Genomic DNA, 11,469 nt, shown 5'->3' on the forward strand with positions numbered 1-11,469 from the left:
CAAGGGAAGGTTTCAAATTTCGAAAATTATATTAATTAGGATTTTTGTAAATTAACTCCAAACATTCCTCCAAGTGCGCTGATGCCTGCAGCCGCCAGAACCCACAGGAAGTCCATTCCTCCCGGTGAACTGTCAAGCGCGAGAAATCCGATCAGGAGCACAGCCAGTCCGTATAACATGCCTGTGAGTCCTCCTTGGTACCAGCCTCTGCGGATGGCTCTGCTGCCTGCGGTGAGGCCTCCGAATGCGGCAGCGACGCCGTGTACAATGTAGGTGTACATCGTGAGGTCCTGTTCCTGCAGTCCGCTGCCCCAGAGCAGGAGGGAAAGGATGAACGCACCCAGCATCATCCACAGGAACGAGCGGATTAAACCCGATAATACCGGACTAGATATTTTCCATGAGAATAGACGCCTGATCAGAGACATGGTAAAACCCCCTAAAAGTTTGTTAACCAAGATACTAATTATTGTATGGGGAGGCTTGCCCCAATAGTACAAGAATAGGCGGGATGACTTTTACCAGTAATTAAGCAGCAGCTTTCCGAATGTTCCCTAGGAGGTCAGGTCAGAATAGGGTTACATTAATCCGCCTATACGGTGGAGTAGCGGAAGGGGAGCGAAGAGAATATGTTCCAGCATATTACGACCCATGTCTTTCTCACCGTGCTGATGTATATCTTCATTTTCCTGAGCATGCGCATCATGGGCAAACGCGAAATCGGCAAGCTGTCTGTATTTGACCTGACCATTTCCATCATGATTGCCGAGATCGCTGTCTTTGTAATTGAGGATATCGAGCGCCCCATCTATGATGGTGTCGTTCCTATGGCGACTCTGGTGCTGATTCAGGTTATCGTCGCACAGCTCAGTCTGAAAAGCCGGAAGCTGCGCTTATTGGTGGATGGCAGACCCAGCATCCTGATTTCGGACGGGAAGATTCACCGGGGCGAAATGCGCAGGCAGCGGTATAACATTGATGATCTGCTATTGCAGCTCCGCGGGCAGAATATTGTCAGTCCCGCTGATGTGGAGTTCGCGATCCTGGAGACAAGCGGGCAGTTAACGGTGATTGAGAAGAATGCCAATGTCACCTCATCCAATCAGTCGGGCAACAGCAGCTCCGGCGCAGAGCGGAAGGAGAAGAACGGCGATAACCAGAAGGACTCCGGCGATGCTGAATCATCCGGCGGTGACTCTGCTTCTGTGAAGCTGCCGAAGCATAAGATCCGTTATGAAGGTCTGCCGATTCCGCTGATTATGGACGGGAAGGTGCAGGACGGCAATCTGGAGATGATCGGGAAGAACCGTTTCTGGCTTAGAACCCAGATCCGGCAGAAGGGTGTCTCTGATTTCCGGGATGTGTTCCTGTGCTCTGTGGATCATAAGGGGGAGCTCTATATTGCCCCGATTAGTCCCCATAAGGGGAAGCAGACCTAACTGCGCCAGCGTCTAAAAAAGGGCACCCGTTCCAGGTCACGCCTGGAGATCAGCCCGGATAACAGGCAGATGCTTAGATAGATGGCCATGCCACAAGTACCAGCGGCCAGAAATTGTATCCACTGCGACTGTGAGATCGGAACAGATGTATAGACATATGACATCCCGGCGGCCATGATGACCGTAGCGGCCAGGATTTTGAGCGGGTCCGACCAGCGTAAGGACATGGCGGTCAGCTTGACCACACTGTAGCCGTGCAGAAGCGTGACAAGCAGGCTGTTAACCATAATGGCGATGATGGCGCCCAGAATGCCGTATTCGGGACGGGAGGCCAGCAGGAGAATCAGCAGGATTTTGACAACGGCGCCTATCAGTGTATTAATCAGAGCCTTGCCCGGCCGGTCCATGGCCTGGAGGGCTGCCTGCAATGGAGCCTGTACGTAGAGAAACACAGCGAACGGGGCCATCATTCTAAGCATAGGTGCCGTATCCGCCGCATTGCCGTACATTAGTGTACAGAGCGGTACGGCAAGAATATACATAACGGCAGCAAACGGGGCACCGGTCACCATGGCGAGCCGCAGCGCCTGGTGCATTCTTTTATGAATCGTGGGGAGGTCGTTGCGGGCGGCGGCCTCGGATAAGGAAGGGACGAGGGAGACGGCCAGCGAGGAGCTAAGCACACCTGGCAACAGCAGCAGCGGAATCACCATTCCCTGCAGGGAACCATATTGTGCAGTTGCGGCGGCGGCCGCGATTCCGGCAAGCGCGAGGCTACGCACGGTAATAATGGATTCCAGAAGGTAAGAGAATGAGCCGATCAGCCGTCCGGCGGTTACCGGCACAGAAATACCGATCAGACGTTTTAAGACAGGTGTGGTTGTCTGTCCGGGCTCGCTTCCGGCACCGCCTTGTATATTCTGAGCAGTTACATCCACGGAAGGCGGGGGTTCGGACCTGTCTTTTTTGTCGTTAAAATAATATTGTCCCAGCAGGGCCAGCATTCCGGCGATCTCCCCCACAGTCACGCCAAGCATGGCACCTGCAGCGGCAAAGGCGATGCCCTTCGGCAGCAGCATCCAGGAGAACCACAGCATGAAGAAGATCCGGATGACCGATTCCAGCACGGAGGAGAAGGCCGAGGGAATCATGTTCTGCCTGCCTTGAAAGTATCCCCGGTAGATGGATGAGACGGCGACGATGGCGATCATGGGGGTCATGCTGACGAAGGTGTAGTAGACACGCTGGTCCGTCAGAAGAACGCTGGATACCCAGGAGGCGCTGAACAGGGCGACGAAGGTGAACACAATGCCCAGCGATAAGCTGAGGGCAAGGCCGGCTTGCAGAATTTTGCGGGACTGCTCCGGGCGGTTCTCCCCTTCGGCTTCCGCTACCAGCTTAGCAATAGCCAGCGGGATTCCTCCTGTAATTACCGTAATAAGGACAATAAAAAACGGGTATCCGAGCTGGTACAGACCCACCCCCTCAGCGCCGATGATCCGGGGCAGGGCAATCCGGGGAATGAAGCCAAGCATCCGGTTAATGATACCGGCGAGCAGCAGGATGATCGTTCCTTGTATAAAGGTCTGTTTTCTCACAGGGCACTCCTTCTTCCTACATATGAGATGAAACTGCAGGTGAATTACCGCAATTATCAAGCCAGGCTTGTATAAGGATATGCCGGTACCGGTGCGCTGCATGACAAGCATTCTATAGACAAGTTTTTTGGCCGAAAGCAGGAAAGTATGAGCGCAAGGTCGAATACGTACCACTGAGCATACGTAATTGAGGAATCTTTGGAGGTGCCTGCACGTGGAATCGGAACAATGGACATATGACGAGCTTAGTGAAGAGATCGAAGCCATGTGCATCAGCAAAGCGGAGGAATTCCGGCTCCTCGGCTATGAATATGTGACCGGTAAGGATATTTGGGATTGCATCAGCCGCAACTATGCCAAGGAGGGAAGACCTCCCCTGCACAGGCTGGTCAATGACATCTACTCGCTTAAGTCAGGCAGTTATATGACTTATCTGACCTTGGCGGCCTACCGGGGATTGAATTAACGGGGGGATTTGCCAAAAGGAACGATTTTCTTTTGCAAACGGGTACGGGAAGCAGTAAAGTAAGTAAAGAGTGTTCAGACTTGTCCTATCAAACGGAGGTATCCTCGCTGTGCAGCAGAACCTGCCGTTTCTTTGTGTGAATCAAGACACCGTCATTCCTCCTGAATTGACGGTCATTTCGCACGTAGCTATAATAGGAATATTGATGTAATGAAAGGGGAACTAGCTAGAGCATGAAGAGAATGTTGAGCTTTATCATTACCGTGGTCGTTCTAACAGGCGTCATGGTATTTACTACTCCCGGGCTGCTGGACAGAGTCCGTCTGGGTCTTGACCTCAAGGGCGGATTCGAAATTCTGTACCACGCAGAGCCAATGGATACGGGAGGAACTCTGACCCGCGCTTCGCTGCAGAAGACTGCTGAGAGTCTCGAGAAGCGGGCGAATGCACTCGGAACCAGCGAGCCTGAGGTGACCACCGAAGGAACGGACCGCATCCGTCTGAAGATCGCAGGTGTTACCGACGAAGCAGAGGTCCGCAAGAAAATGAAAGAACCCGCAGTTCTCACCTTCCGCAGTGCCAAGGAAGGGGATGCTCCCGGAGTATTCAGTAAGATTGAGCTTGTAGGCAGTGACTTCGTGGAAGGTGCGGCAGAGGTTCAACGCGATCAGCTCAACCGTCCCGAAATCAGCATCTCCATCAAAGACAAGAAGAAATTCGCAGAGATTACTGAGCGTCTGCTGGGTAAGGAACTTGCCATCTACCTGGATGAGAACCTGTTATCTGCGCCTCCAACGGTACGAGCTGTCCTGACCGATGGTAAGGCTTCGATCTCCGGGGGATATACCCTGGATGAAGCCCGTGAGATTGCCGATACGATCAACCTCGGTGCTTTGCCGCTGAAGCTGACAGAGAAATATTCCCAGAGCGTAGGGGCTACACTGGGTAAGCAATCTTTGGATGAGACCGTCAGAGCCGGTATTGTCGGTTCTGTGATTATTTTGATCTTCATGCTGCTTATGTACCGTCTTCCGGGCGTACTGGCCAGCTTCGCGCTGATCCTGCACACCTGGCTGCTGATTCTGGTATTTGTCCTGGCGGACTTTACGCTGACACTTCCCGGGATCGCCGCGTTCATTCTCGGTATAGGGATGGCCGTCGACGCCAATATCATTACCAATGAACGGATCAGGGAAGAAATGCGCAGCGGTAAGGGCATTATGTCTTCCGTCAAAGCAGGGAACAAGACCTCCTTCCGTACAGTTATGGATGCGAATGTAACCACTATTATCGTAGCGGCTGTCATGTTCGCCTTCGGTACTGGTGCGGTCAAAGGCTTCGCGCTGATTCTGATCGTGGAAATTGTACTTAGTATCGTAACAAACCTTTATTTTGCCCACTGGCTGCTGACAGTGCTGGTTAAAGCCGGCGCACTCAACAAGCCGAAGCAATTTGGGGTAAAGGAGAGTGACATCAGTGCGCTTTAAGAAAGAGCTTGATTTCGTACATTTAAGTAAATTCTTCTATATCTTCTCGATTGCCCTTACTGTAGCGGGTCTGGTCTTTCTGGCAACCTTCGGCCTGAACTACAGCGTTGACTTCAAGGCCGGGTCCAATGTAGACGTAGCGCTCTCGAAGAGTGTTACGCTGGCTGAGCTTCAGCCAGCCTTAAAGGATGCGGGCATCGAGCATGAACCCACCATTACCGTCGGCGACAAGCGCGTCAACATCCGCTATGATCAAGAGCTGAGTGATGCACAAAGTGAGACCCTCAAGAAGTCAATCAACAAGATTGATGACAAGGCGTCTTTTGAAATCAATACCGTAGATACCGAGATGGCTAAGGAGCTGGCCCGTAATGCGATCTATTCCGTGCTGCTCTCCAGTATCGGGATTATCATCTATGTAAGTATCCGTTTTGAATGGCGTTTTGCGCTGGCGTCCATTGTGGCACTGCTTCATGACGCATTCATGGTAGTGGCGGTCTTCTCGATCTTCCGTCTGGAGGTTGATATTACCTTCATTGTCGCGGTGCTGACCATTATCGGTTACTCGATTAATGATACGATCGTTATCTTTGACCGGATACGCGAGAATCTGCGCTTCGGCAAGCAGAAGTCGTATGAGGACTTGAAGCACCTGGTTAACAAAAGTGTAATGCAGACACTCATGCGTTCTCTTTATACAGCCTTCACCGTATTTATTGCTGCATTCTTCCTGCTGATTATGGGCGGGGAGTCGATCCGCATGTTCTCGCTGGCCATGGTTATCGGTCTGCTCTTCGGAGCATATTCATCGATCTTCATTGCAAGTCCGCTCTGGCTGCTCCTGAAAAAGAATCAGAAGCCTGCGGCGAAGACCCCGGCCAAAGCCTAATAACCGGTTATTCTGTAAAAGCCGCGTCTGTAGCGACGCGGCTTTTCGGAATCTTCGGGTCAGGGCGTCTTGCTTGATTTCATCATCATGAGTTTACTTGCTAGTGGTAAGGAGGGCCTCGTTATGAATGACAAACCATTACCCCGGAAACAAACTGTTGCCTGGACCGGAATCCTAAGTGATGTTCTGCTCGCTGTAGCTAAGGGAAGTATCGGTTATATATCAGGCAGCAAAGCATTGTTGGGGGATGCAATCTATTCCGGAGCAGATGCCGCTGCCAGAGCGGCAGGGGTGATTCCGTGGAACCTGAAGCAGAGTCACAAGGCGGCAGGCTCAGCGGAACGCGGCCGGACTGCGCAAGGAAGCAGGGAGCCGATGGCGGCTATTCTGTTCTCCGTGCTGATTATTATGGGCGGGCTGCAGGTTGCTTTCTCGGCTATCCGTGATTTGACAAGGGGACATCTGTCGGCACCGGAGGAGTCAGCACTTGTTGCTGTCCTGCTGTGCATTGTGTTCAAAGAGGCTGTATTTCAATACCAGTACCGTTATTTCAAAAAAAAGGGTGACGGCAGTCACGCGGCTTATGCCGACAGCCACCGGTTCAGCCTGTATACATCTATAACTGTATTTATCGGGATTGCCCTGGCCATAACCGGAGGATACTTGAACTGGCATCCTCTGCTCTACATGGACCCCATCGCAGCTCTGTTGACCGGATGTCTGATTCTCCGCAAAGGCTATTCATTAATTGCTTCCTCTGTATACAGCAAGAAGATTCAGGAGCTTCCTTCCGAGGAAGCAGCCAGCTTCATTGAGACGGTTCAGCGGGTACACGGAGTCATCCGGGTGGAGCAGCTCCGGGCGCTGGAGGAAGGCAACTATGTGAATCTGCATGTGAAGATTAGTGTGAATCCGCGGATCAGCGTGATGGAGGCACAGGATATTTCGGAATGCGCAAGGAAGCTGCTGCAGCACCGGTTCGTTCATGTCGGTGAGGTTCATATGGATGTTGTGCCGTATGATCCGGGTTATCCTTATAAAAGCAATCACGAGCTCGTGGACAACGATATTCCCACGCTGCTTCAGTAGTCTGCAAGGTGAGAGAAAGGTGAGCTGTATTGCTTCATTCAAAAACAAGCTGGCAATCTCCGGCAGCCGATTCCGAGCGTATTCAGGAACTGGCCCGGAGCCTTTCTATTTCTCCGCTCCTTTCTTCACTGCTGGTGCAAAGAGGTATGGATACCGCTGACAAGGCGCGAGTATTCATGGATGGAGGAGCGGAAGATAGACATGATCCATTCCTGCTCAAAGGAATGGCGGAAGCGGTGCCGCGGATTCAGAAGGCACTGCAAGAGGAAGAGCATATTCTGGTGTACGGTGATTATGATGCAGACGGGGTATCCAGCACAGCGCTGATGATCTACCTGTTGCGTCATCTCGGCGCCTCCTTTGACATTTATATTCCCCACCGCTCCAATGAAGGCTATGGACTGCATAATCATGCGCTGGACTGGGCGGTCCAGCAGGGTGTATCTCTCGTCATTACGGTTGATACTGGTATCAGTGCCTATCATCAGATTGCCTACGCCTCTGAGCTTGGCATTGATGTTATTGTCACGGACCATCATGAGCCGCCGGAGCTGCTGCCTGAGGCCTATGCCCTGATTAACCCGAAGCTGCCGGACTGCCCGTATCCGTTCAAGGGTCTGGCCGGAGTGGGGGTGGCTTACAAGCTGGCTGAGGCGCTCCTGGGCAGCGAAGTGCCGGAGGAATGGTGTGAGATTGCCGCCATCGGTACCGTAGCTGACCTGATGCCGCTGCTGGGCGAGAACCGCAGTCTGGTGCGCAGAGGCCTCAGCAGCATGCGGAATTCCGCGTTCCCCGGCATCCGGGCGCTGCTCTCGGTGGGCGGTATTGCCATGAACACCGTCAGTGCGGTGAATATCGCCTTCGGGATGGCTCCGCGTATTAATGCCAGCGGAAGACTGGATCATGCAGGCCGGGCTGTTACACTGCTGACCACGGAAGATACGGCAGAAGCTGAGCAATTTGCCGGAGAGCTGGATCTGCTGAACAAGGAACGCCAGCTGGTTGTGGAGCGAATTGTCACCGAAGCCTCGGCCAAGCTGGAGGAGAGAATCAGCCGGAGCGGGCTGCCGGATATTATTGTGCTGGCGGACCAGGGCTGGAATGTCGGCGTAGTCGGCATTGTGGCCTCCAAGCTGCTGGAGCGGTATTACCGTCCGGTCATTATTCTGGACATTCATCCGGAGACCGGGATGTGCAAGGGCTCTGCCCGCTCCATCCCGGGTCTCGATATCTATGCGGCCTTATCCTCATGCGCCGAATTGATGGACCACTTCGGAGGACATCCGGCCGCTGCCGGGATGAGTCTGCCGCAGGGCAAGCTGGAAGCCTTCGATGCTGCGCTGAATAGCTATGCTGCGTCTGTTCTGACACCGGAGGACTTCGTAGCGGTTACAGCTGCGGACGGCGAAGTCTCCATTGCCGATCTGACCCTCCAGGCTGCGCTTGAGCTGGAGCGGCTTGCGCCGTTCGGCATGGCTAATCCGCTGCCAAGATTCATTCTGCGCGGAGCGGTTGTGAAGGAGACAAGGAAGATGGGCCAGGAGGGTAAGCACCTGAAGCTTGTGCTCCAGCAGGACAAGCTGACGATTGAAGCTGTAGCCTTCGGCAAGGGTCCACTGGCTGAGCTGCTGCCGGACGGCACAGCCGTGGATGTACTGGCAGAGCTGTCCGTCAATGAATGGAACGGCTCGCGCAAGCCTCAGCTGATGCTGCAGGATCTGGCGGTGCCGAAGGCGCAGCTGTTCGATCTGCGCGGCGCAGCTGATGCTGTCAAGCAGGCAGCGCATATTCAGGAGCTGCTCCGCACCTATAGCGGCAGCAATCCGGGCCGGAGTGCTGCGGTCTTCCAGAACAGCCGGACGACGCCGCTGCGTGATCTTAAGGGCATGTCCCTCTGGGTATACGATGAGTCTGCCGGGATCTCTGCTGTACATCAGCCGGAAGGCGCGCATGATGAAGAGGGACTGTCGCTGCTCTGTGTGCTGGATATGCCCGAGTCCCCGGAACAGCTGGAAGCGCTGTTTACTGCTTTTCCTGAGGCGGAGAACATTGCCCTGCTGCATTCGATCCGTGACGGGCGTGACCGTCTGCAGGTTCCTACCCGTGATCATTTCAAATTGTTATATAAATGGATTGCCGCAATCGCTGCAGCTCCAACTCCTGAGCATGAAGTGCTGCTGCGGCTCAGCCGCCAGTCGGCGCTTGGTGTGCGTATGGTGAGCAGAATGCTGGATGTATTCGATGAGCTTGACTTCATTGAGCGCAGCGGCGGCACAATTACTTTTGTTCCGCAGCCTGCCGCCAAGAGTCTGAGCACATCAGAGCATTTCGTCAGACTGGGCAAGACGGCGGAGATGGAGCAGTATTTCATGGAAGGCAGCCGCAGTGAATTGCAGGAATTCATGCTGTCACGACGTTTAGGGGCCTCATAACAGCTGTACATGCTGTCACGGTCATTGGTTTGAGTAACTTCAGCGGGGTGATCCCCGCTTACTTTTAGGAGATGATGATGTTGGATTTCAAAAACAATATTCGCGTAATTCCGGATTTCCCCCAGGCAGGAATCAGCTTCAAAGATATTACTACGCTGCTGAAGGACGGCGCTGCATACCGTGCTGCCATCGATGAGCTTAAGGCCCTGGTAGCCCACCTGGAGATCGACGTCATTGCCGGACCGGAGGCGCGCGGCTTTGTAGTGGGTGCGCCGCTGGCTTATGCGCTGGGGGTAGGCTTCGTGCCAATCCGTAAAAGCGGCAAGCTTCCTTATGAGACAATCGAAGTAGGCTATGATCTGGAATACGGCAAGGATACCCTTGCTGTGCATACCGATGCGATCAAGCCAGGCCAGAAGGTGCTGATTGCGGATGATCTGCTGGCTACAGGCGGTACGATTGCTACTTCTGTTAACCTGGTAGAGCAGCTTGGCGGCCAGGTGGTCGGCGCTGCATTCCTGATCGAATTGACAGCTCTGTCCGGACGGGACAAGCTGTCCGATATTGAAGTGGTTACCTTGTTGACTTACGAGGATTAATCCCGGTGCCCGGCAACTTTTCCCGGGAAATAAAAAGCGGACTGTTGTCGAATGAAGACAGCAGTCCGCTTTTTTAGTTATTGGCCGAAGTGGGTGGACAATAAAGGATGAGAGTTACTTAATGTGCCGATTTGTCAGCTTCCTGTTCATTGGACAGGCCCAGAACCTCGATCAGCTTGAAGAGCAGGGCGAGAACCATACCGACGATAGTCGCCAGTGCCATTCCCTTCAGTTCTACACCGCCAAGCTTCAGCGAAATGCCGCTGATGCCGACAACCAGGACGAGCGTAGCCAGAATCATGTTGGTGGCTTTGGAGAAATCGACCTTCTGTTCAACGAAGATACGCAGGCCTGATGCCGCAATAACCCCGAACAACAGCAGGGATACACCGCCCATGACCGGCAGAGGAATGTTGGCAATGACCGAGGAGAATGTTCCGGAGAACGACAACACAATGGCGATTACAGCAGCCCCCGCGATAACATATACCGAGTATACCTTGGTCAGAGCCATTACGCCGATATTCTCACCATAAGTGGTATTAGGCGTAGACCCCAGGAATCCAGACAGTACAGTAGAAATCCCGTTTCCCATCAGTGAGCGGTCCAGTCCCGGGTCCTTGGTCAGGTCCTTGCCGACGATATTGCTGGTAACCAGCAAATGGCCGATATGCTCTACAATGACTACAAGTGATACCGGAATGATCGTCAGAATAACCTGCCAGTTGAAGGATGGGGTAATAATAGTGGGATGCGAGAGGAAGCTTGCTTGAGAGATGGCACCAGTATTCACCTCACCCAAGATATAAGCGAGTACATAACCGGTAACGATACCGATGAGGATGTGAATGATTTTGGGGAAGCCGCGGAACAGCACGGAGCCGAGCACGGTAACACCGAGTGTGACGAGCGACAGGGTAATGGCTTTGCCGTCAGGCGTCCATTCAGCGGTAGCTACACCCTCAGGAGCAATGAGTCCGGCCATCCGTGCGGCTACAGGCACAAGCTCAAGTCCGATCGTGGCAACAATTGCTCCCATAACTGCCGGAGGGAACACGACATCAATCCAGCCGGTACCGGCATAACGTACAATTAAGGCCACAAGAATGAATATAACGCCAGTCACGATAAAAGCGCCCAGTGCAAGCGAATATCCGCGCTCATGATCGCCGGCATGCTCTTTGAGCACAAGCAGCACGGGAGAGATGAAGGCAAAGCTTGAACCCAAATAGGCGGGGATTTTGCCGCGGCAGATCAGAATGTAGAGCAAGGTGCCGATACCGTTCATCAGCAGGATCATGCCGGGATCTACCCCGAACAGGTTGGGAACAAGCACGGTGCTGCCGAACATGGCGAACAGATGCTGAAGACTCAGGAGGAAGCCCGGGCCCCAAGGGAGTCTTTCGTTAACTTGAATTTCGCGTTGCAATGGAGTTCACTTCTCTTTCTGATCTAATTTGATTTGACAAT

10 protein-coding genes are annotated in these 11,469 nt (G+C 53.3%); 7 read left to right on the forward strand and 3 right to left on the reverse strand.

Features of this window, described 5'->3' with window-relative positions; all coding sequences use genetic code 11:
• Nucleotides 1–35 precede the first annotated feature (35 nt).
• Nucleotides 36–428, reverse strand: a complete 393-nt coding sequence (locus NSU18_RS27350) for a TIGR04086 family membrane protein (protein ID WP_341017312.1) — start codon at nt 426–428, stop codon at nt 36–38.
• 201 nt (nt 429–629) lie between these two features.
• Between NSU18_RS27350 and NSU18_RS27355 the strand changes: the two genes are divergently transcribed.
• Nucleotides 630–1,439, forward strand: coding sequence for a DUF421 domain-containing protein (locus tag NSU18_RS27355; protein WP_341150537.1), 810 nt, complete (start codon nt 630–632; stop codon nt 1,437–1,439).
• Here the strand turns inward: NSU18_RS27355 and spoVB are convergent.
• Nucleotides 1,436–3,037, reverse strand: coding sequence for a stage V sporulation protein B (spoVB, locus tag NSU18_RS27360; RefSeq protein ID WP_341150538.1), 1,602 nt, complete (start codon nt 3,035–3,037; stop codon nt 1,436–1,438). The genes NSU18_RS27355 and spoVB overlap by 4 nt on opposite strands.
• A 214-nt stretch (nt 3,038–3,251) precedes the next feature.
• Between spoVB and NSU18_RS27365 the strand changes: the two genes are divergently transcribed.
• The 6 genes from NSU18_RS27365 to NSU18_RS27390 all read left to right on the forward strand — a co-directional run bounded on the left by NSU18_RS27365 (nt 3,252) and on the right by NSU18_RS27390 (nt 9,999).
• Nucleotides 3,252–3,503: a post-transcriptional regulator gene (locus tag NSU18_RS27365; protein WP_341017315.1), complete on the forward strand. Its 252-nt coding sequence runs from the start codon at nt 3,252–3,254 to the stop codon at nt 3,501–3,503.
• A gap of 233 nt (nt 3,504–3,736) precedes the next feature.
• Nucleotides 3,737–4,990, forward strand: coding sequence for a protein translocase subunit SecD (gene secD, locus NSU18_RS27370; RefSeq protein WP_341017316.1), 1,254 nt, complete (start codon nt 3,737–3,739; stop codon nt 4,988–4,990).
• On the forward strand, nt 4,980–5,879 hold the full coding sequence (gene secF / locus NSU18_RS27375) for a protein translocase subunit SecF (protein ID WP_341017318.1): 900 nt from the start codon (nt 4,980–4,982) through the stop codon (nt 5,877–5,879). The genes secD and secF overlap by 11 nt, the downstream gene beginning before the upstream one ends.
• A gap of 123 nt (nt 5,880–6,002) precedes the next feature.
• Nucleotides 6,003–6,968, forward strand: a complete 966-nt coding sequence (locus tag NSU18_RS27380; RefSeq protein WP_341017320.1) for a cation diffusion facilitator family transporter — start codon at nt 6,003–6,005, stop codon at nt 6,966–6,968.
• A 29-nt stretch (nt 6,969–6,997) separates the two neighbouring features.
• The gene (gene recJ, locus NSU18_RS27385; RefSeq protein WP_341150539.1) at nt 6,998–9,400 is read left to right on the forward strand and encodes a single-stranded-DNA-specific exonuclease RecJ; all 2,403 of its coding nucleotides are present in this window, start codon (nt 6,998–7,000) and stop codon (nt 9,398–9,400) included.
• An 80-nt stretch (nt 9,401–9,480) separates the two neighbouring features.
• Nucleotides 9,481–9,999: an adenine phosphoribosyltransferase gene (locus NSU18_RS27390; protein ID WP_340757639.1), complete on the forward strand. Its 519-nt coding sequence runs from the start codon at nt 9,481–9,483 to the stop codon at nt 9,997–9,999.
• Nucleotides 10,000–10,117: 118 nt separating this feature from the next.
• On the opposite strand, the gene uraA is transcribed toward NSU18_RS27390, so the two are convergent.
• Nucleotides 10,118–11,428 (reverse strand): uracil permease, encoded by a 1,311-nt coding sequence (uraA, locus tag NSU18_RS27395; protein ID WP_341150540.1) that lies wholly within the window; start codon nt 11,426–11,428, stop codon nt 10,118–10,120.
• Between the last annotated feature and the right edge of the window lie 41 nt (nt 11,429–11,469).

It is taken from the genome of Paenibacillus sp. FSL H8-0048 (genome assembly GCF_038002825.1).
GTDB lineage: Bacteria > Bacillota > Bacilli > Paenibacillales > Paenibacillaceae > Paenibacillus_AQ.

Bases quoted from the DNA above. Each gene is read 5' to 3' on its own strand.
- NSU18_RS27350 (WP_341017312.1), bottom strand. From the start codon at position 428: ATGTCTCTGATCAGGCGTCTATTCTCATGGAAAATATCTAGTCCGGTA.
- NSU18_RS27355 (WP_341150537.1), top strand. From the start codon at position 630: ATGTTCCAGCATATTACGACCCATGTCTTTCTCACCGTGCTGATGTAT.
- secD (WP_341017316.1), top strand. From the start codon at position 3,737: ATGAAGAGAATGTTGAGCTTTATCATTACCGTGGTCGTTCTAACAGGC.
- NSU18_RS27380 (WP_341017320.1), top strand. From the start codon at position 6,003: ATGAATGACAAACCATTACCCCGGAAACAAACTGTTGCCTGGACCGGA.